Below are 19,066 nucleotides of genomic sequence, written 5' to 3' on the forward strand. Positions count from 1 at the left end.
GGTGCGAGCACGCAGGGCAGCGGAAGGCCTTCGACCCCGTGAAGGATCGCGGATCGCAGCCGACGCTCGCGAGCATGCGCAGCACTTCGTCCAGGCTCAGGCGCTGGGTCACAGGATCGCTCCGTTCACTTTTCGCCAAGTCCCATCGTCCTCGTCCTTCGCGCCGCGAATGATCGCGCCGATGTACTCGCGGGGATTTTCCTTGGTCGCGGCGACCTCCAGCGCCGCTCGTGCCAGCTCGGGTTTGCCTTTCGCCTTCAGCAGCTGAGCAATCATTCCGCCCGCGCTCTTGCCGAGGACCTTCCGGCCCCGGCTGAACAGCTCGGTCTCGGGATCGCTGGGCTGGTTGGTCGGCTTCGCTGCTTCGGCCTGGCCAAGATCAAGCTCGCCAGGGCGCGCGGAGCGCGGCGCGCCGACAGGCGCGGCATCTTGATCCTTTCCATTCCCTTCCTTTCCTTTCCTTTCCTTTCCAGGAAGTAGTGCGACGGGAGCACTACCGGAGCCGTCCGGGAGCGAAGGGCATTCCGTGTCGATGTCGGCGGGACCAATCGTCTGATGTTCAATGCCCAGACGCCGAGCGTAAGTCGCTGGCGTGTCGCCGTTTTTCCATTCCCGCAGCAGCGGCTTGGAGGGCTTGTTGATCACCTGATGACGGTGAAAATGCTTGATGAAAAGGTAGCGCTTCGTTTCGCCGTCCTCGGCGTCAGTGTGGCTGAACAGAACGACCAACCCGCGCGGCAGGAGGTGGTCGATCAGAGCAGCGTTCACTGCTCCCGTAGTAGTGTCGGAGTGGTACGGGAAAATCTTGGCGCGCCATCCGACCGGGTCGAAGTCGAGAACGCCGTAATCGTCCGCGTGATTGAGCAGACCAAGGAACAGGCACTTCGCGAATTCCGGAAGTGTGCCGGTTTTCGCGTCGGTCCAGAACTCGGGTTTGATCGTCCGGATGCGCGCCATGTCATGCTCCCATCGGTTGCGATGCGACCCGCCGCCGAAACAGCGGCGAGGTCTGCACTGCGAGTTGCGGGTCGAGGATCGATGCCTGGTAGTGCCAAAGCGCGAGCGCGTCGGCGGCGTTGTCGTCGGCCGGGGCCCAGCCGAGCCGATGGCAGGCGCTGATGGTCAGCGCCTTGGCCTGGTCGCGCTTGTGGCGGTTCGAGCCGATGAAGTGGGTGCGCACGTCGGCCACGCGCGCTTCGCGCACGTCATAGCCGCCGAGCGTCGAGGTCAGCTCCTCGACCACCGCGCAGAGGCCGCTCAGCCGCCGTATGATGTCGGCGGTCGTGCGTCCCGCCATCTGCTGCGGCGTCATCGGGGCTTCGAAGACGATCAGCTTGATGTCGGGGTCGGTGGCGAGGAAATCGGACAGCCACTGCCTGCAGCCCGCGAACAGCGCGCCCATGCTCGCGCCCTCGCGCGCAAAGCGCACCGAGCCGGATCGTGGCGCTGCATCGCCGCAATCGCCGCAGGCCCAGCCGGTTCGCGAGGCCAGATCGAGAGCGAGGATGAGCGGGGTGTACGGCATCGGCCGCCCTCAGTGAGCGGTCGAGCTTGCATCACCCATCATGGCGGCGGCCCGCCAGAGCGGCAGGTCCTTGACGCCCTCGGCGGTCGCCAGCATCGAGAGGACGTGCTGCTGGTCGGCCTCCAGCTCCTCGTAGATCTTCCGGTTCTTCGCCTCGTTGAGCCTGATCTTGACCAGGGACCGCAGCTCCTTCTCGGGGATGCCGCGCGCCTTGGCCTCGGTGTAGACGTTGCTGATGCTCTCGCGGATGCTGCGGCAGGTCTTCATGAAGGTGCCGCGCTCGCTCGCGAGGTCGGCGTGATAGCCGTCGATCTTCCCCAAGAGTTCCTGCACGACTTCGGGTTCGAAATCGTTGGTCGTATTCGCTGCTTTCGCCATTGGTGTCCCTTTTGCGTTTTGCAGGGCCACGGTGAAGCGGGAGGATCACCGGGCCGCGCTTATTGTCGTCATCAGGACGCCCTCGCTACGGTGAACACGCGCCGATGCTTGGCGCACCAGGGCGAGCCGAGCGCCTTCGTCTCGCCGCAGAACAGCGCCAGCCCGTCCTTGCCGCGCTGATCGAGCACGGCGCGGCAGTGAAACCACTTCGCCTTGAGGAACGGCACCGGCTCGCTGGGACGCGGCTTCGGCTTCGCCTTTTTGCGGTGCAGCGGCGCGACGTTGGACCTGGTCGGCTGCTTCGCGGTTTTCGGCTTGCTCTGGGTGCGCGCCAGCCCCAGGCGATGAACCTTGCCGATGACGGAATTGCGCGAGGTGCTCAGGGCCTCCGCGATCAGCGCTGCTGAAGCACCCTGCATCCACATCGCCCGAAGAACCTGCTCAGAGTTGGGATTGTCCCAGACCGACACGCGCATCGGCAATTCATGATCACCGACAAGACGCGCTGTCATCGTAAACTGTGCGCGCGGCCAAACTTTCCGGGTCTGGCTCAACTCGCAGTTTGCAGTGTCGAGTCACGATGACTCAGCGGTGAGTTTGTTAAGCGTCACGACAGCCCGCATCAAACTTTCCGGGTCTGCACTGCGTCGCGCTGTTGACAGTCCCAAGAGCGAGATTGACAATCGATCACATCAGGCGGGCGCAAAGAGCACCAATCAACATCGCCCCTCATGATCTCGAAACCACGGTGTCATCACCTGCCGTGTAGCAGGTGACCCGGTCCCAAATCATCGCACTTCGCTGCCCTTGGCCTCCCGCCAAGGCCGCTGCTGCTTTGCGCCGGAGGTTCGTGTCGTCATGCAGTCTATCCAGTGGGACGGAAGCCCGATCACCACGCCCGGAATTTACCGTGGCATCCCGCTCGCCGATTATCACCGCCCTGATGTGTGCGCCGAGGTCAGCGTCTCGTCGTCGATGTTCCGCAGCATCATCGCGAAGTCGCCCAGGCACGCCTTCGAAAAGTCGCAGCTCAATCCGGAGCGCTCGCTCGATGAAGAGCAGAACGAGTCGCTGTCGCTCGGCCGCTTCCTGCACAGCGCAGTCGCTGGCGAGCCGTTCGAGCACGACTGCGTGCTGCGGCCTGCCACGGTCGGCGGGGTTGCCTACCAGGGCAACAGAAAGGAATGGCGAGACTGGAAGGCCGCCCAGATCGCAGCAGGCAAGTTCATCATGTCCCCTGAGATGGTCGAGGCCGCCAAGGGCATGATCGTGGCCCTCGGCAACTTCCCCCTCGTGCAGCAGGGAATTCTGAACGGCGCGCCCGAGCGGTCGCTGATCTGGCGCGACCCGCGCGGCTTCTGGAAGAAGGCTCGGCCTGACCAGATGCCGAACGACAGCGGCGACTTCGTTGACCTCAAGACGACGCGCTCGGTCCTCTACCGCGACACCCAGCGCTCCATCATCGACTACGGCTACCATCAGCAGGGCGCGATGGTGCTCGAAGGTGCCCGCGCGCTGGGCCTTCCCGCAAACTCGTTCACGCTGCTCTGGGTTGAAAGCAAACCGCCTTATTGCGTGCGCGCCCAGACGCTGAAGGACGAGGACCTGGCGCGCGGCCATGCGCTCAACGAGCTGGCCGCGAAGATGTTCTGGGATTGCTACCGCAGCGGCGTGTGGCCTGGTCCGGGCGATGATCGGCCCGATGCCGAGTACGTCGATCTGCCCGACTGGTACCGGAAGTCGGTCGATGATCGCATCAAGTTCGAATTGCGGGAGGCTGCGTGATGAGCGACGAGACTGTCACCACCGAAGCCCCGCATTCGCCGCCGCCCCAGCAGCACGCGCAACCCCAGCCCCAGCGCGTCACTCGCGGTGACCTTGCACGCGGCGACGCCGAAAAGGTCGTCAGCGAACGCACGGAAGCCGTGACGCTGTTCAAGGGCGGCGGCGTCGACTACGCCAACCTGCGCGACATGGTCGATGCGGCCAAGTTGCTGTCCGCTGCAGGCCCGATGATCCCGCCCTGGCTCCAGGGCAATGTCGGCGGGATGTTCGGCATCTGCATGAAGGCACAGGAGCTGGATATCTCGCCGCTGTCGCTGGCGGGCTGGACCTACACCGTCGAGCAGTGGATCAACGGCCAGAAGGTCGAGCGCGTCGCTTACGAGAGCCAGTTCTTCCACGCGATCATCGAGCAGCGCGCTCCGATCACCACGCGCTTGCAGGTGGACTACGAGGGCGAAGGCGACAAGCGCCGCTGCCGGGTCTGGGCGACCTTCAAGGGCGAGAAGGAGCCGCGCTACTTCCCGCCGCTCGACGCCGATCCCGACCAGTTCACGCTCGGCAAGCTGCACCCTGGCCACAACGACAAGGGCAAGGTCAAGGGCTCGCCGCTCTGGGACAAGAAGCCCGATCTGCAGCTCTTCTACAACATGAGCCGCGACTGGGCGCGCATGTACTGCCCCGACATCATCGCTGGCATGTATGGCCGCGATGAGATGGAGGATGCCGGGTTCACCGTTGCCTCCGACGCCGCCAAGGACGTTTCGCCCCGTTTGGCGCAGCGCTTGAGCGGCAATGCGCCCCCGATTGGCCAGGCGGCCATCGCCGCCATCGATGCGCACGCGGCGACGCACGCGCCGAAACCCAAGCCGCCGAAATCCGAAACCGAAGCACCTTCTGCACCTGCCGCCGACGCTGCGGGTGATCGACCGACTAGCGATGCGTAACGGGGAGTGACTGGGAATGGATAGGTTTGTTATCGACGCTTGCTGTGCCGAGGTGCTGAGCGAACGTCTGTGGGTTACTCGGAAGGTTCTCAACGCTGTTGATGGCCAGCACAGCATGTTGGCAACGCCGTTCGCGGCTGATGCTGATCGCTATCGCAGGATGCTCGCCGAGTTCAGGGCGGTCACCGGGTCGCGCCCGTATCTGAACCACTGCACCATCGCTTGCACGGTCGGCGCGCAGCATTTCGGCGTCACGGACGCCGATCTGCAGACAAGACCCAATCGGGACATCGTGGCGACGCGCCAGAAGATCATGGCCTTCACGAGGGTCGTCACCGGCGCGGGATATCACCAGATCGCTCGCGTCTTCAACATCGACCACAGCGCGGTCATCCGCGCCTGCGAGCGCCACGAAGATTTCATCCGCCAGGTCCTCGCTCGCAAGATCGAGGCCGAGTGATGCGCAAGGTGGTGCGCGATGCCATTGCCGCCGTCCGCGACGCGGGCGGCACGAACGTCCGGGTCTCGGAAGGCGGCAGGCACACGCGCATCCACTTCACCGGGCCGGACGGGAAACGATCCCTTGTGCTGCTCCATCGCGGCAGCGTCGTCAGTCGATGGTTTCCGACGCAGGTCCGCTCTCAAATTCGAAGGAAGCTCGCGACATGAGTGCCAACCGCCTTCGCCTGCTGATGCTGTTCGCCAACTTCGCCGTCTGGATCGTGCTGCTCTACGTCGCCGAGCTGCTCTGGACGCTGACCCGCTGAAAAAAGGAGTGACCATGAACCTCGCTAACGAAATTTCCTCGCTTGAGACCGAGCTGCAGTCGCTGCGCACCGAGAACGAGGTGCTCAAGAGCAACAAGGCGATTATCGAGTTCGAGAACGAGAGCCTGCGCCGCCAGGTCACCAAGGTGAATGCGGAGCGGGACAACCTGATGCGGCGCGCCGAGGCGATCAAGAGCCTGCTCGATCAGATCGGCGGCAGCCTGATGCTCGGCCTTCGCAAATTCCACGACAACGAGCGCGATGTTGCAGCCGCGCAGCTCACCGCCGAGACCGGGGATATGCCGATGTTCCTGGCGCAGGCGCGCGGCAACGGCCACGCCGAGGCCGACCAGACCGAGCATTGATCATGAAGCGACCCAGCGACCCCGAAATCGCACAGGCGATCTGCTGCGGCGAGTACTGCCGTAGCGAAACTGCGCATTGCCATGCGGGCGATCACTTCGCCGAGGCCTATCGCGTTCGCAAGTTGCTGAATCGTCACGCCCTTGGGTCCGGTGGAGCTACGGAGACGACCACGCCCCCCAGCCTGTCGTCGCGCGGCGAGGATATGAGCCAACGACCCGCGCCCCAGACCAAGCGCAAGCGGAGGCCTCGGGCATGATCGCGCGCCGCGCCCTCCTGCAATGCCTCGCGGCGGCCCTGGCCACACCGGTCTTGGCCGACGACGAGGATTTCCAGTCGATGTGGGAGCGCCGCATCGCTGGCAATGCCGGGGTAGCTCAGCCGGTAGAGCGGCGGATCGAAAATCCGCGCGTCGGTGGTTCGAACCCATCCCCCGGCACCACGCAGCGAGCGCGGACCGCTCGCGATCCGGTCTGCGGCAAGCGGGGTCGCCGCTATTTCCACATCGGTCGCCGTCTGTCCTGGAGGTGCCGCCATGCCGGTTGATGAAGACAAGATGGCCGACAATGTCACCAGGCTGATCGCGGCCTTCCGCCTGACCAGCGCTGACATGGATTGCGATAGCGAGGGCGCGGCGCTGGCCTATCTGGTCGCCGAATACGTCGCCTGCTTCGCGCCCGAGCATCAGCAGGAAATGCACGGGCTCTTCGACCGGTGCGTCGCTGACGAAATCAAGCAGATCAACGCTTACCTGCATCTTCGGAAAGGGGCGCACTGATGATGGCCGCGAAAGCGAACACCAAACCGCGCGCCGAACGGAAGAAGCGCGAGCAGCAGCAGGCGGCAAAGCCCGAGCTGCTTGCCTATTCGGTCCCCGAATTCTGTCGGGCGTTCCGTATCTCCGAGCGCCACTACCTCAATCTGCGATACGCGGGCAAAGCCCCGACCGAGATGCGGGTCGGCCGCAGGGTCTTGATCTCCATCGAGAGCGCGCAGGCCTGGGTCAAGGCGCGCGAGCTGGAGGGGACCTCATGATCACCACCACCGACAAGCTGCGCTGCGTGCTGCGGGAGATCGGCTACCGGAAACACGTCTATCGGCGGCGCGTCGCCGACGGCTTCATGAACGAGGCCCAGGCAAAGCGCGAGATCGAGCTGATGGAGGCGATTGCCGTCGACTACCGCGCGATGGCGGCGGCCGAAGCGCCGCAGGCCGAAATGTTCACCGAAAAGGAGCGGCCGTGATGGAGGCGACGATCACCATCGACGGGCACAAGCTGACTGAAGGACAGGCCATGGCGGTCCGCGTCGCCCTCACCGCGTTCCTGCTGGAGCTGAAGCACGACAAGCAGTTCGCGGACGGCCTCGGCGTGATCGGCATCGCCTACCAGGCGCGGCTGAACGAGGTCATGCACATCATCCTCAACGAAGCGTCTTAACCAACGCCAGGGTCCTGGCAAACAAGGAGAGAAGACTATGCGTATTCCCAAGGGGGCCGATATCCAGCTGAAGACCGAGAACGACGCCCTCGAATTGCACATCACTGCGGCGATCACCACCAAGGCGCAGGCAAACGATCTGATCTCCTGCATCCGCCAGGTGGCCGGTGCGCTTGAGAGCGAGCGCCGGGTCCGCAAGCCGAAGATCGCCGAGGCGGCGTAATGGTCTGGCGGTGGCGTGTATCGGCCTTCTACGGCGTCGATGATCCCGACAACGGGAAGCGGCGCGGCATGTGCGCGATCACGATGACGCACGCCACCGAGCCCAGCCTGATGGTCGAGCTGGCGGCCTTCCGCCAGCGTTCCGACATCGGCTGGGTCGATATCGTCGACCTTCAAACCAGCGAACAGCGTCGGGAGTACATGCGATGACGGACCGCCGCGTCTTGCCGCTGCGCCGCCGCGCCGAGACCTTCGAGATCAGCTTCGGCGGCCTCAATCGTGGATATGCCGTCACGCTGGGCTTCTACGACGACGGCGTGCCCGGCGAGGTTTTTATATCCGGTGGCAGGTCCGGCGAGGCCGTCGAAGCTATCGCGCGTGATGGTGCGGTCCTGTTGTCCCTCGCGCTGCAGTACGGCGCGCAGATCGAGAATATGGCGAGCGCCATCACCCGCGACAGCCAGGGTCAGCCGCTATCGATCATCGGCGCAGTGATCGACAGGCTCCTTCCTGAAGTGAGGGCGAACGATGAGTAACGTCGTCTCGACGGTGTTCGAACACACGCGAGTGCCCTACGGCGAGGACGGCAGGCTGGTGCGCGGCATCATCGCCCGATGCGGCGCGCCCAACTGCGAGGCCGCCGTTCCGCTCCCGGTGAACTTGATGGCAAACGGTCGCGGCATGGATAGCAACATCGAGTGGCAGTTCATCGCTCGCAAGCTGGAGCAGAAGGGCTGGCGCATCGGCAAGACCGCGACGGCACACCGCTGCCCGAAATGCTTCAGCGCGGCGAGGTTTTCAGCAATCCGAAAATCTGGAGAGAAGCCCGTGGTGAACAAGACCGAGCAGCCGCTGCAGGTGGTGCAGGAGAATGCCAAGGTGATGACGCGCGAGGATCGGCGCATCATTTTCGAGAAGCTGAACGAGGTCTACATCGACGGCAAGGTCGGCTACGGGCGCGGCTGGACCGATGAGAAGGTCGCCCTCGACCTCGGTGTGCCGCGCGCCTGGGTGAAGCTGCTCCGGGAGGAGAATTTCGGCGACGAGGTCGGCAACGAGGACATTCGCGATCAGATCAATGAAGCGCGCAAGGTGCTCGCCGACATCAGGGCATTGCAGCAGCACTTCGACGGAGCGCAGCGCCTCTTCGTAGTGGCCGACAAGATCGAGAAGTCGCTGGCCGAAATCCAGAAGGTGCTGAAGTGACCGAGCCCACCGAACTCGAGAACCTGCGGGCCGAGCTTGCGGCTGCCAAAGAACAGGCAGCCGAGCTGCAGGACATTTTCGATCTGCAATGGGACGCCGACATGCGGGCGGTCCAGCGCTGGCGCGCGGCCAACCCCGGCAACGAGCTGGTGCTGCCGGATCGCGCCAACCTGGTGGTCTGGCTCCTCGGCATGGTCGAGCGGTCTGCGGCGCATCCTGGGAGCCGCGATGGCGAGCGCTGCTTCTGCGGCAATCCCGCTGCGCACAAGGTCGAGGAAGTCATCTTCGCCGACGACCCGCGCCCGATCCGGCATCCCCTGACCAGCTACGTCTGCCGCGAGCACTTCCGCGAGATCATGGGACCGACAGCGTCATGAGCAATGAGGAACAGGCAGAACGGGACGCGAATGTCGGCCGCGATGCGGCAACGATGCTGCTCGCGCTCATCGACGGCGTGAGCCCAGGGGTCGCCTACAACATCATTGGCTGCATGACGGTCTCGGTGTTCACGGCCATCCCGTTCGTCAACCCGAGGGATGCCGTCGACGAGTTCGACCATTGGGCAGCGTACACGCGGCAGCTGATCGCCGATGAGATCAAAGAGCGGCTGCAATGACCTTTCGCGTCATCAATCTGACCACGGGCGAGATCGTCGCCGAGCTGCATCAGGCCGACCAGGCCCTGCAGCTGGCCGACATCCTGGCCGCAGACTGCAAGTACCGGGAGCAGTTCGCGGTGGTCGAGCTGGTGACGATCTATGAAACGCCGATCCCGATCGGAGGGAAGCCATGACCAAGACGCCCGGCCAGTTGGCCTATGAGACCGACGTGGAAGCCAAGCCGACCTATGACGATGGATCACCGCGCCGCGCCTGGGAGAGCCTCGACGCTGTGGTGAAGCGGTCGTGGGAGCGCAACCCGACTCCCCGCTGGAAGAAGGCCGATTGATGCGGCGGCGCGCCCACATCTCGTTCAAGACGAAGCTCGCAGCGACGCTTTGCGAGATGCTGACGGACGACGGCACCGGCAAGCTGGTGAAGATCATCCCGCACGAGGACGCGGTGAGGATGACCGAGGACCAGGTGCTGTCGCTGTTCCGGTTCGACCACGGGGTCTATCACGCGCACGACGGCTCGGATGAGTTCTGGAATTTGACCCCGATGCTGATCCAGGCGCACGACCGCAAGACCCGCGAGCGGGACATCCCGCAGATCGCCAAGACGCGGCGAATTGAAAAGGCCCAGGCGGAATTCCGGGCGCGCCTGCTGGCCAAGGATCGCGGCGAGCCGAAGCCGCCGAGCCGCTGGCCGAAGCGCAAGATGAGGAAGCCTTGATGAGCGACGACAACATTTCTCGCATCCCGGTCCGGTTCAAGACCCCGCCGGAAGGCGAGCCGCCATTCCTCAAGGTGATCGACCGGTGGGGCGACCGCGACGGCTGCGATCACCGGTCCTACTACGTCGAAGGGCGCGGCTTCGTCCCGGTTACCTACTATCTGCGCGAGGGCGAGACCGAGATCGAGTGCGGGCGCTGCCATACCCGGCTCGACCCGATGTTCGTTCTCCGGATCATGGCGAGCGAGGAAACGCAGTGGTCCCGCTCGCGTGCAAACTACATCGGGGAAATGAAGCGGCTCCGCGAACGCAGTCGGACGAGGTGCTTCCACTGCGGAAAGATGACGGAGATCAGCCGACGATGAACACCCAGGTTATCCCGACCAAGGTCTGCAAGGCGTGCCGCCAGGAGAAGCCGCTCGGCGACTTCTATGTGCAGGTGCGCCCTGGCCTCCGGGATGCGACGATGACGGTCTGCAAGGAATGCCACCGCGAGCGCGTGAAGCGCGCGGCGGCAGAACGAAAGCGAGCTGCCCGGAGCCGATGATATCAGCTCTAAGGGAGCCCCTGACGGACCTGCTCGCGCTTTCCGAAGACGACTGCCTGGGGCGCGGCGCGACAAGCCTTGAGAAGATTGTCGAGCAGCTTTAAAGGGTACTCTGGACAAGTTTCAACCGTTATGTCAACAATTGAACATTACAACCTCCTGGAGTGCGGAGGCTAAAAATGGTTTCCCCGATTCCACTTCGGTCGTGGCGTTCGGCGCTGACATTCGCAGTCGTTTTGTGCAGCGCGGTTTTAACCCACTGTTCTAAGTTCGAGGCTATCCACCCGGACGACAAAACGGCGATCGTTTACATCGTGAACCCTTCACCATTTGTAGCGGCAACGCCGGTCAATGTTTCTCCACTTCCACTCCCGACCGTGCCCCGGGGATCGCCTCGCGCGGCTCCTCTCACTCTTCCGCCCGGCGCGGTACCAGAACACGTTGTGGAGCCTAATAGGGCAGGTCTGAAACCGCTCGCGGTTCCTCCCACCCCTGATGGAGAGATTGATCTCGCGCCTCTGACTCAGACTCCATTCTCGAGCGTGGGCAGGCTTGAGTTCAACTTGCCGGGTGATAAGCCCGGCTATTTTCACTGGTGTACGGCCCAGTTGATCGGCAACCTAAATGTGCTGCTGACGGCCGGTCACTGCGTTTACGATGGCGGTTGGGCTAGCAACATCTCATTTAAACTCGATTATAACAACGGCGCCGCTACGACAGTTTACGGTTGGCAATGCGCTGCGACTGTTTCGGGGTGGGCCAGCGACGGCCTCTATCCGTTCGACTTCGCGCTAATACTGCTACGTCAAGCACCGCCGGCTGGTCAGGGGATGGATATCAACATTGGGGCGACTCACGTAACTGAAGTCGGCTACCCCAACAACTACTACAATGGGGAGCAGATGGTTTATGAGAATGCCTCGAAGAATGGTCAAAATCCAAGCGCTATAGCTAGCAAAATGGGGCATGGAGCAAGTGGTGGCGCTTGGTTCATCAACACTGCCAACGGCTACAGCGCCGTCTCTGTAAATTCATTCAAGTACGACAACGACCCGAACACCATGTACGGGCCGATGCTGTCGAAGCTAACTTTAGCCGTATATGATTTTGTGGGAAGGGGTTGTTTGGATCAGGTGCGCCCGAGCGGATCACCACCTGCTGCGGTAGCAAGTACGGCCGAAAACCCAACAACCGAAACGTCGATGTCGATTGTCACTGAAGATGTTTCAGCTGCTTCGATCCTACGAATCGAGAATTCGGACGAGTGCTCCTGCGAGGGGCACGCAAGAATGACGGCAAAAAATAATTCCTCGACGTTTAGGTTGGTGGGTGTTCAACGATTTACGACCTCAGCGGAGGGCAAAGAAGAACGAGAGACAGAATATTTCGTCTTGAAGCCCAATGGGAGTAAACAGCTAGGCTGCATCCGAGATACCAAGCCAGGCAGTCCAACCTGTCAGATAAGCAATCTATTCACATTAGAATCAGACAGGCGCGTCGACAACGAGTCACCTCCAAAGCCGGTTGTTCCGGCGGAGGTTACAATTGATGCAGCGTTGGCCGTCTCTGATATCGGTCAATGCATAGCCAAATGCTCCAAGCCTCAGCCTAATGATGATTGTTTGGACCTAGGCCAAAGTGCGATCGGAGCTTTGGCACCTTTGGGGCAATTCACTCAGCAAGTTGACAAATCAAAAGCCGCTCCTGACGGGACAATCATTCAAAAGAAGGCAATTGTGACCGCGTACGGTGGAGATCCCAACAAAATAGACGACCCGTGCATAAGGAGTGACATGGCTAAGTCCGGAGATGCTTTATCCAATCGGGGACTTGCTTGTAGGATCGAAACAAAAACGCTGTTGCCTGTCGCCGGATTGAAGACACGATTGACAATGCCGGCCCATGTGCGGGGACAGCCGACCGCGTGGAATGCGGCACTCACAGCAGCCTCAACAGTGCCAGCAACGTTGTTTCCACAGAAGACCGTTGGCCCAAAGATTGATTTTTCAGGAACTAACGCGGGCACACTTAATCCACTCTTTGCGGGGGATGTACATGCGGTTAGCGCCGTCTCTGATAAAGTATTGGTCGCATCAACATCCAATGGATGTCTACAAGGCGCTTACAAGAAATAGACGGGCTGCTATCATTGGCGCCTTGGGAGCCTTGTTCCTCGGCGGGTTCGAGGCCGAAGCTCAAAATAACACTAGTCTGTCCGTCGACAATCCGTTTGGGACACAATTGACGCACGACAACATGAGTCAATGCGATCCCAAGGCCTCAAAATACTACCCGAGTTTGTCGAGAATAACTTCGTTCTCGTACGATTTCGTGCCGCCAGACGGAGGCAGCGGGAAACGAAATGGGCCAGATGTGCAGGAGGCCCGGACCATTGTCTTTAGCGTGCCTGAAATAGGCCGCTCAGAAATTGTTCGCAGAATCCGTGCTAATGAGCAGGACTCCTGTGAGACCTATGTCTCGCTATCAAACATCAATTTTAGCATCCCTGACGCGCGCAGTGCGGTGATTTCGTTTCATGGCCACGGTTCAAGCTTTAATTGTGGCTGGTTTTTGGGAATTCATTACAAAGACTGGGTCGCGTCCGGCGATGCTGACTTGAAGATAGAGTACGGTCTAAATGATAGGCTGGAGCTCGTGCAAAAAGGGGCACCTCAGGTCACAAACGTCAGTGTCTCAACTAATTGGACCTATGAACATTTGGGTGTGCTTCTCGGGCTTTTTTTTCCTGGTCCTACCGGTGTCGCGATAGCGTCTCTGATTGAGAGGTCTATAACCAACAAACTGGCAGATATCGGAGACTTCGGCGCGTCGCGAGAGACCTTCGGCTCTTTCGTAACAGGCCTGAAAGGCCTTAGTGACTACACCGCAGCGATAGACCTGTCACAAGCGCCATCGGCTATACTTATAACTGATCCGCAAGCATCAGGACTTACGCCCAATTCTGTTGACGAACCGATCTTCACGCTCGTTCAGCGAGTGACTTATGGACCAATTCTGGGAAAAGCTAGCTTTAAGAACCGGCTTGGTGAAATTGCTTTGTTGAAGGATCTGTCGATAAAGTCGCCTAGGCTGTACACCGTGCAAAGAGGGGACAGCCTGTGGGCCATCAGCAAACGCACTTATAACAATCCGTTTATGTACTTGATGATTGAGGATACAAATCACCTAAGGCACAAGTCACTGAGGGTGGGCGCTCAGATAGTTTTGCCGCTCCTTTACGAGCTGTGCGACAAAATGGAAAATCTGAATGCGCTTGTTCGGCCACTCGACTCGATAAGTAAGCTTCGCGAGCGAATTGGAACCGACTATCATCCAGTTGCAAGCCAGTTTAGATCTAGAAATCTGAACCTTATTTATCCGTGGGAGGCCAGCACTACTGCGCGATAAAGGCACTGGCAGCGCGAGTGCACGAATAAGACGGCCCTGCAGAGCCTTTTATTCAGTACAGAATTCTCAGATTGGCAAGATGAGAGAAATTTACCGCGCAAAGAGCGTCTCCACGTGCACAAGGTCTCCGACTGCGCGAGGTTCTTCCCCCAGTACGTCGTGGGACAATCAGACCCGTTTCGCAGCTCAATACTTGGCCCATGGTCTTCCCTGTGAACGCTTCACGTCGACCCTCACGGGGCGCCGCGCATCACTCGGGGTCGGGGCGGATGGCTAGTCCTTTCCCCGTAGAAGACTTTCACCTCCTATTCTTTACCAGCTTTCCTGGCGCACTCCGATATGGGTCATTCTCTACCGCGCCAGCCGATACTTTTATTTGTCCGATGTCGGCTTTGCCTGAATAGCGACCGCGCGGGCCGAGGGGAGCCGCCTGTTCCTTGGTAGTCTCCAACGGGCACAAAAAAGCCCCGCCGAAGCGGTGCTCTTCTTTCGCCGGGCCGATCAGGCCGCCATGGGGACCACGTTGTCGGCGGGCGGCGCGGCTTCATGATCCAGGAGAGTGGCGCGGGTGAGCGCGTCGGTGTGGTCGGTGATGTACTTGGAATAGGTCTTCTCGATCTCGGCCACGCTGGTGTCGTGGTTGGCGGCAACGACGCGGGTCGGGGTGCCCTTCATCAGCTGCCGCACGATGCTGGAATGCCGCAAGGCGTACATCGTCACCTCGTCCGGATCGAGACCGCTGGCCTTGACCACTTCGCGGAAATCATCGCCATAGTCGTCGGCGACTCCGATGGCATCCCGGCTCGGGTCCTTCGGATCGATGCGGCCCCAGGGCTTGCCGTTGCTCTGCAAGAGCAGCCTGTCGCCCGGCTTGCGGCCTTCGGCGTGCTTGGCCAGCCTCGCCGCCAGCGCGGGAGTGATCGGGAGCGGGAAACGCTCGACCCGCTTCACTCTCGCCTTCGCGCCGCCGCCCTTGCTCGACTTCGGCATCATCAGCTTCGGGCTGATCCGATGGTTGAGCAGGTCGCGGACCCGGAGCCGCGCGGACTGCGAAGGCCGGTTGCCGCCCTGCGCCTGCACATCGGTAAACAGGCCAAGCTCGTGGTCGTGGGCATAGGCGTTGCGGACAATGGCGCATACCTGATCGTCGAGCAGGATGACGTTATTGCTCTCGGTCGCGCCGGGTATCCTTTTGAGGCCGCTCTTCCACGCCTGGGCATTCTGGATGCGGCCGTCCTGCTCAACCGCGAGGTTGAGGGCAGCGTTGATGTTGCTCAGATGGCGGTTGACGCTGGCGGGCGTCAGCTCGTCGAGCAGACCGTCGCGCCACTTGCGCAGCTCGGTGGCGTCGAGCAGCGGCACCGGCTTCGACAGAAGCGACGCGGGCAAATGCAGGCGCGGCCAGGTGGCGTTGTAAGGGTTGCCGCCGCGCTTTTCCAAATCGGTCCCGTAATTGGTCAGGGCCTCGTCGAGCGTCACAAACTTTTTGCCCTGGTCGGCATCGACGTTGTCGGCGTCGCCGCCGCGCACGAGCCTGCGGGCTTCCTGGGCCGCCTGCTTGTAGGTGAAGATCGTTTTGCCGTCCGCGACGGACTCGCCGTCGTCGGCGCTGCCGAAAGCTTTCAGCCACTCGCTGCCGTTGCCATCGGGAGCGATAACGCACCAGGTGCCTGGCCCCTGGTTTCGGCGATAGCCAAGGGTCAGGCCGCGTTCAAGGTGCTGGCGATAGGGACGCTTGCGCACGTCCAATTTGGCGCGAGCGCTCGGGCTTTTGAGATTGAAGGATGGCATCTTGCACATTCCGTTGTTTTGGTGTCGGGATTGGTGTCGGTAAATGCGGGTGCGCGCCGTTGCGTCCGCTTTCCGGAACGTGCGTAATTTAATAGGGATATCAGGGACTTGGAAGTCGAGCGGGCGGCGCATAGAAACGCAAGGACCCGCAAACTTTTCCCCTTGTGGGAGAAGGTGGCGCGAAGCGCCGGATGAGGGGTTGCTTCCGCAAACGCGGGGTGCATGCCAAGAGAGACCCCTCACCCGTCTCGCCGCTATTGCGGCGAGCCACCCTCTCCCACGAGGGAGAGGGAAGCGACCGCGCCGTGCGGCATTCAATCTCATCACCTCTAATGCGCCATCATCTGCATCGGCAGCCACGTCGCCAGCAGCGGGAAGGCGATCAGGATCAACAGCCGCACCAGATCCGTCGCTACGAACGGGATCACGCCCTTGAAAATGGTGGAGAACGAGACGTCCTTCACCACGCTCTTGATGACGAAGACGTTCATGCCGACCGGCGGGTGGATCAGGCCGAGCTCGACTGTCATGACGATGATGACGCCGAACCAGATCGGGTCGAAGCCGAGATGCATGATGACGGGAAAGATGATCGGCACGGTCAGGATGATCATCGCCATGGCATCCATCAGGCAGCCGAGCACGAGATACATCACCATGATCAACGCCAGCACGCCGTAGGGCCCGAGGCCGAGACCGGTGAGGAACTCCGTCACCTTCTGCGGCGTCTGCGTCACCGTGAGGAAATAGCCGAAGATCAAGGCGCCGATCAGCACGGTGAACACGGCCGCTGCGGTGCGCGTCGCCTGCAGCAGCGAGGCCAGCACCTTGTCGCGGTCGAGCCGTCCGGTGACCATGCCGATGATGAAGGCGCCGGTGGCGCCGACGCCGCCGGCCTCGGTCGGCGTGAAGCGCGGCAGGAACGGCAGGCCGTAGAGGCCGCCGATCACGAATACGAACAGCAGCACCGGCGCCCAGATGTCCTTCAGGCCGGCAAAGCGCTCGCGCCACGGCAGCACCTTGCCCTTGGGCAGGAAATCGGGCCGGAAATATCCGATCAGGAAGATCGTGATCATGTACATGGTCATCGCCAGGAGGCCGGGGATGATGCCGGCGATGAAGAGTTTTCCGATGTCCTGCTCGGTGATGATGCCGTAAACCGCGAGCACGGTGGAGGGCGGCAGCATTGCGCCGAGCGTGCCGCCCGCCGCGATCACGCCGGTGGCGAAGGATTGCGGATAGCCGAAGCGGCGCATCTCGGGATAAGCGACCGCGGAGAACGTCGCGGCAGTCGCGACCGACGAGCCACAGATCGCGGCGAAGCCGCCGCAGGCGCCGACGGTGGCGATGCCGAGCCCTCCGCGCAAGTGTCCGACGAAGCCGTTGGCGGCGCGGAACAGCTCGCGGCTCATGCCGGAATTGGAAACGAACGAGCCCATCAGCAAGAACATCGGGATGACGCCGAAGGTATAGTCGGTGACAGTACGCATCGAGGTCTGGCCGACCAGTTTCAGCGCGGCCGTCCCGTTGACGAGATAGGCGAAGCCGGACACGCCGACGAGGCCCATGGCCATGCCGACGGGCACGCGCAGCAGCATCAGGACGAAGAGGGAAACGAAGCCGATTAAGGCGACGGCATCGGTGCTCATGGTTACTCCGTCGCCTTCAGCTTGGGATCGTGCATGTCTTCGGGATGGAAGATCAGCCGGTAAGTGCGGATCGCGATCAGCAGTACGGCCGCGCCATCGCCGATCCAGGCGACCGCGAAGAACGGCCAGGTCGGCATGTGCATGTCGAAGGTCTGGACGTTGTCGTTGTAAGTGCCGCGTACCTTGTCGAACAGCGTCCAGGTCTGCACGGTCACGACGAACAGCAGCACCAGCGTTGCGAACACGTCGATCCAGCGCTGATAGCGCGGGCTGACATTGCCCCAGACGAGATCAACGGTGATGTGGGTGCCGCGATAGGAGGTCGCGGCGATGCCCCAGAAGATGAGGATGCCGAGCAGCATGCGGCCGATGTCGAAACTGTCGGGGATCGAGTAGTTCAGCGTGTTGCGCAACAGCACCGACAGGAAGATATCGAGCGCGACGAGGCCGACGAAGCCGGCCGCGATCCATTCGATCGTGTCGATAAAGCGATCCATCCAGGCGCGCTTCATGGGTGTGTCCCGTGTGATGCCATTCTCGCTCTCGACTCGCGGTTCCGGGTGAGGGGGACTCTCCACGAGTCCAACTCTCACCATCTATGCGTATGCAGCCCCTCACCCCAACCCTCACCCCGTAAGAACGGGGAGAGGGGGAGAGAGAGTCTGCCATCGCCTCACTCCGCCAGCGCGTTGTACTTCTTCAGCGACGCCTTCAGATCGCTAAGCGCCGCATCGGGATCGGCGCCGGCCCTCTTGGCGCCGTCGCCCCAGGTCTTGACCAGCGGCTCCGCGGCCTTCTTCCAGGCGGAGGTCTGCTCGGGCGTGAGCTTGTAGACCTCGTGGCCGGATTCCGCCTTCACCTTGTCGATGCCGGCATCCTCGAACTTGCCCCAGTGCTCGCCGACCGCGCCTGCCATCTCGACCGTGCAGTTCTTGTCGATCGCGGCCTTCTGCTTGTCGGACATCGCGTTGTATTTGTCCTTGTTGATCACGAACACGAAGGTCGTGGTGTAGAGCGGCGCCTCCAGGTCGTACTTCGTCACCTTGTCGATGCCGAACAGCACGAGGGAGCCCCACGGGAAGGTGACGCCGTCGGCGACGCCGCGCTCGATGATGTCGCGCACTTCCGGTGCCGACGACTGCACATTGGTGCCGCCGAGCGAGGTGACGAAATTCGCCATGGTGGCGTGGGCGGGACGGATCTTCAGGCCCTTCACGTCCTCCGGCGCGACGATCTTCTTGGTCTTGGAGTGGAAGGAGGAGGGCGAGTGGACGAAGGCGAGACAGTATTTGACGTCCTTCATCTCCTTCTCGGCATATTTGCGGTACCAGGCATCGAGCCCCATCGAGCCGCCCTTGGCGTCCGAGATCAGGAACGGCAATTCGCCAGCGCCGATGATCGGGAAGCGGCCGGGCTGGTAGCCGGGATTGACGTAGGTGACGTCGGCGATGCCGTCGCGCGCCATGTCGTAATGATCGAACGCCTTGCCGAGCTGCTGGGCTGGAAACACCTTGCCCGTGATGGTGCCGCCGGAGTCCTTGTTCACCGCGGCCACCCAGTCTTCCAGCGATTTCTGCAGCGGATGCGAGGCCGGCACCCAGTGCGAGACCTTCAAATCGAAGGTCTTGTCCTGCGCCAGCGCAGGGCTCACGCTTGCTGCCAGCAGCAAAGCCAGACAGGCTTTTCTCATCACGCGTCTCTCCCTCTTTT

General features: G+C 61.8%; 30 protein-coding genes and 1 tRNA gene. 23 read left to right on the forward strand and 8 right to left on the reverse strand.

All coding sequences use genetic code 11. The features are described from left to right. Window positions 1-108: 108 nt before the first annotated feature. The 4 genes from ACNJYB_RS04830 to ACNJYB_RS04845 all read right to left on the reverse strand — a co-directional run bounded on the left by ACNJYB_RS04830 (window position 109) and on the right by ACNJYB_RS04845 (window position 2,415). Complete coding sequence (locus ACNJYB_RS04830; RefSeq protein ID WP_439372949.1) at window positions 109-957, reverse strand: hypothetical protein; 849 nt, start codon at window positions 955-957, stop codon at window positions 109-111. Window position 958: 1 nt separating this feature from the next. Next, window positions 959-1,525 carry a hypothetical protein gene (locus ACNJYB_RS04835; protein ID WP_439372950.1) on the reverse strand — a complete coding sequence of 189 codons (567 nt, stop codon included), beginning with the start codon at window positions 1,523-1,525 and terminating at the stop codon, window positions 959-961. A 9-nt stretch (window positions 1,526-1,534) separates the two neighbouring features. Further along, window positions 1,535-1,903: a GapR family DNA-binding domain-containing protein gene (locus tag ACNJYB_RS04840; RefSeq protein ID WP_439372951.1), complete on the reverse strand. Its 369-nt coding sequence runs from the start codon at window positions 1,901-1,903 to the stop codon at window positions 1,535-1,537. Window positions 1,904-1,974: 71 nt separating this feature from the next. Further along, entirely contained in the window at window positions 1,975-2,415 is a 441-nt protein-coding gene (locus tag ACNJYB_RS04845; RefSeq protein WP_439372952.1) for a GcrA family cell cycle regulator, read from the reverse strand. 346 nt (window positions 2,416-2,761) lie between these two features. Between ACNJYB_RS04845 and ACNJYB_RS04850 the strand changes: the two genes are divergently transcribed. The 23 genes from ACNJYB_RS04850 (at window position 2,762) to ACNJYB_RS04960 (ending at window position 13,916) form a co-directional block, all read left to right on the forward strand. Then, window positions 2,762-3,688 carry a PD-(D/E)XK nuclease-like domain-containing protein gene (locus ACNJYB_RS04850; protein WP_439372953.1) on the forward strand — a complete coding sequence of 309 codons (927 nt, stop codon included), beginning with the start codon at window positions 2,762-2,764 and terminating at the stop codon, window positions 3,686-3,688. Next, on the forward strand, window positions 3,688-4,632 hold the full coding sequence (locus ACNJYB_RS04855; protein ID WP_439372954.1) for a recombinase RecT: 945 nt from the start codon (window positions 3,688-3,690) through the stop codon (window positions 4,630-4,632). The genes ACNJYB_RS04850 and ACNJYB_RS04855 overlap by 1 nt, the downstream gene beginning before the upstream one ends. Window positions 4,633-4,648: 16 nt before the next feature. Continuing rightward, a complete protein-coding gene (locus ACNJYB_RS04860; RefSeq protein WP_439372955.1) occupies window positions 4,649-5,092 on the forward strand; it encodes a helix-turn-helix domain-containing protein in 444 nt (147 codons plus the stop codon). Beyond that, window positions 5,092-5,301, forward strand: a complete 210-nt coding sequence (locus tag ACNJYB_RS04865) for a hypothetical protein (protein ID WP_439372956.1) — start codon at window positions 5,092-5,094, stop codon at window positions 5,299-5,301. The genes ACNJYB_RS04860 and ACNJYB_RS04865 overlap by 1 nt, the downstream gene beginning before the upstream one ends. Window positions 5,302-5,413: 112 nt before the next feature. Continuing rightward, window positions 5,414-5,764: a hypothetical protein gene (locus ACNJYB_RS04870; protein WP_439372957.1), complete on the forward strand. Its 351-nt coding sequence runs from the start codon at window positions 5,414-5,416 to the stop codon at window positions 5,762-5,764. Window positions 5,765-6,128: 364 nt separating this feature from the next. After that, window positions 6,129-6,204: transfer RNA gene (locus ACNJYB_RS04875), tRNA-Phe, on the forward strand. A gap of 114 nt (window positions 6,205-6,318) precedes the next feature. Then, the gene (locus ACNJYB_RS04880) at window positions 6,319-6,540 is read left to right on the forward strand and encodes a hypothetical protein (protein ID WP_439372958.1); all 222 of its coding nucleotides are present in this window, start codon (window positions 6,319-6,321) and stop codon (window positions 6,538-6,540) included. Continuing rightward, a complete protein-coding gene (locus ACNJYB_RS04885; RefSeq protein ID WP_439372959.1) occupies window positions 6,540-6,797 on the forward strand; it encodes a hypothetical protein in 258 nt (85 codons plus the stop codon). Before ACNJYB_RS04880 ends, ACNJYB_RS04885 begins: the two co-directional genes overlap by 1 nt. Continuing rightward, window positions 6,794-7,006, forward strand: a complete 213-nt coding sequence (locus ACNJYB_RS04890) for a hypothetical protein (protein ID WP_439372960.1) — start codon at window positions 6,794-6,796, stop codon at window positions 7,004-7,006. Before ACNJYB_RS04885 ends, ACNJYB_RS04890 begins: the two co-directional genes overlap by 4 nt. Continuing rightward, on the forward strand, window positions 7,006-7,200 hold the full coding sequence (locus tag ACNJYB_RS04895) for a hypothetical protein (RefSeq protein ID WP_439372961.1): 195 nt from the start codon (window positions 7,006-7,008) through the stop codon (window positions 7,198-7,200). The genes ACNJYB_RS04890 and ACNJYB_RS04895 overlap by 1 nt, the downstream gene beginning before the upstream one ends. Window positions 7,201-7,237: 37 nt before the next feature. Then, entirely contained in the window at window positions 7,238-7,423 is a 186-nt protein-coding gene (locus ACNJYB_RS04900) for a hypothetical protein (protein WP_439372962.1), read from the forward strand. Then, complete coding sequence (locus tag ACNJYB_RS04905) at window positions 7,423-7,632, forward strand: hypothetical protein (protein WP_439372963.1); 210 nt, start codon at window positions 7,423-7,425, stop codon at window positions 7,630-7,632. The genes ACNJYB_RS04900 and ACNJYB_RS04905 overlap by 1 nt, the downstream gene beginning before the upstream one ends. Further along, window positions 7,629-7,958, forward strand: coding sequence for a TSCPD domain-containing protein (locus ACNJYB_RS04910; RefSeq protein WP_439372964.1), 330 nt, complete (start codon window positions 7,629-7,631; stop codon window positions 7,956-7,958). Before ACNJYB_RS04905 ends, ACNJYB_RS04910 begins: the two co-directional genes overlap by 4 nt. Beyond that, complete coding sequence (locus ACNJYB_RS04915) at window positions 7,951-8,628, forward strand: hypothetical protein (protein WP_439372965.1); 678 nt, start codon at window positions 7,951-7,953, stop codon at window positions 8,626-8,628. The genes ACNJYB_RS04910 and ACNJYB_RS04915 overlap by 8 nt, the downstream gene beginning before the upstream one ends. Further along, complete coding sequence (locus tag ACNJYB_RS04920) at window positions 8,625-9,005, forward strand: hypothetical protein (RefSeq protein WP_439372966.1); 381 nt, start codon at window positions 8,625-8,627, stop codon at window positions 9,003-9,005. The genes ACNJYB_RS04915 and ACNJYB_RS04920 overlap by 4 nt, the downstream gene beginning before the upstream one ends. Next, window positions 9,002-9,244 (forward strand): hypothetical protein, encoded by a 243-nt coding sequence (locus tag ACNJYB_RS04925; protein WP_439372967.1) that lies wholly within the window; start codon window positions 9,002-9,004, stop codon window positions 9,242-9,244. Before ACNJYB_RS04920 ends, ACNJYB_RS04925 begins: the two co-directional genes overlap by 4 nt. Next, complete coding sequence (locus ACNJYB_RS04930) at window positions 9,241-9,420, forward strand: hypothetical protein (RefSeq protein WP_439372968.1); 180 nt, start codon at window positions 9,241-9,243, stop codon at window positions 9,418-9,420. Before ACNJYB_RS04925 ends, ACNJYB_RS04930 begins: the two co-directional genes overlap by 4 nt. Further along, window positions 9,417-9,575, forward strand: coding sequence for a hypothetical protein (locus ACNJYB_RS04935; RefSeq protein ID WP_439372969.1), 159 nt, complete (start codon window positions 9,417-9,419; stop codon window positions 9,573-9,575). Before ACNJYB_RS04930 ends, ACNJYB_RS04935 begins: the two co-directional genes overlap by 4 nt. Further along, window positions 9,575-9,961, forward strand: a complete 387-nt coding sequence (locus ACNJYB_RS04940) for a hypothetical protein (RefSeq protein WP_439372970.1) — start codon at window positions 9,575-9,577, stop codon at window positions 9,959-9,961. The genes ACNJYB_RS04935 and ACNJYB_RS04940 overlap by 1 nt, the downstream gene beginning before the upstream one ends. Beyond that, entirely contained in the window at window positions 9,961-10,326 is a 366-nt protein-coding gene (locus ACNJYB_RS04945; RefSeq protein ID WP_439372971.1) for a hypothetical protein, read from the forward strand. Before ACNJYB_RS04940 ends, ACNJYB_RS04945 begins: the two co-directional genes overlap by 1 nt. Continuing rightward, window positions 10,323-10,508, forward strand: a complete 186-nt coding sequence (locus ACNJYB_RS04950; protein ID WP_439372972.1) for a hypothetical protein — start codon at window positions 10,323-10,325, stop codon at window positions 10,506-10,508. The genes ACNJYB_RS04945 and ACNJYB_RS04950 overlap by 4 nt, the downstream gene beginning before the upstream one ends. 179 nt (window positions 10,509-10,687) lie before the next feature. Beyond that, entirely contained in the window at window positions 10,688-12,643 is a 1,956-nt protein-coding gene (locus ACNJYB_RS04955; RefSeq protein ID WP_439372973.1) for a trypsin-like serine protease, read from the forward strand. Continuing rightward, window positions 12,612-13,916 (forward strand): LysM peptidoglycan-binding domain-containing protein, encoded by a 1,305-nt coding sequence (locus tag ACNJYB_RS04960; protein ID WP_439372974.1) that lies wholly within the window; start codon window positions 12,612-12,614, stop codon window positions 13,914-13,916. Before ACNJYB_RS04955 ends, ACNJYB_RS04960 begins: the two co-directional genes overlap by 32 nt. A 501-nt stretch (window positions 13,917-14,417) precedes the next feature. Here the strand turns inward: ACNJYB_RS04960 and ACNJYB_RS04965 are convergent. From ACNJYB_RS04965 to ACNJYB_RS04980, 4 genes are all read right to left on the reverse strand, one after another. Next, window positions 14,418-15,659, reverse strand: a complete 1,242-nt coding sequence (locus ACNJYB_RS04965; protein ID WP_439375464.1) for a site-specific integrase — start codon at window positions 15,657-15,659, stop codon at window positions 14,418-14,420. A 377-nt stretch (window positions 15,660-16,036) separates the two neighbouring features. Next, window positions 16,037-17,356 (reverse strand): TRAP transporter large permease, encoded by a 1,320-nt coding sequence (locus ACNJYB_RS04970; protein ID WP_439372975.1) that lies wholly within the window; start codon window positions 17,354-17,356, stop codon window positions 16,037-16,039. A 2-nt stretch (window positions 17,357-17,358) separates the two neighbouring features. After that, window positions 17,359-17,868 carry a TRAP transporter small permease gene (locus ACNJYB_RS04975; protein WP_439372976.1) on the reverse strand — a complete coding sequence of 170 codons (510 nt, stop codon included), beginning with the start codon at window positions 17,866-17,868 and terminating at the stop codon, window positions 17,359-17,361. A gap of 161 nt (window positions 17,869-18,029) precedes the next feature. After that, window positions 18,030-19,046 (reverse strand): TRAP transporter substrate-binding protein, encoded by a 1,017-nt coding sequence (locus ACNJYB_RS04980; protein ID WP_439372977.1) that lies wholly within the window; start codon window positions 19,044-19,046, stop codon window positions 18,030-18,032. Between the last annotated feature and the right edge of the window lie 20 nt (window positions 19,047-19,066).

This window comes from Bradyrhizobium sp. SMVTL-02, from assembly GCF_051853005.1.
GTDB lineage: Bacteria > Pseudomonadota > Alphaproteobacteria > Rhizobiales > Xanthobacteraceae > Bradyrhizobium.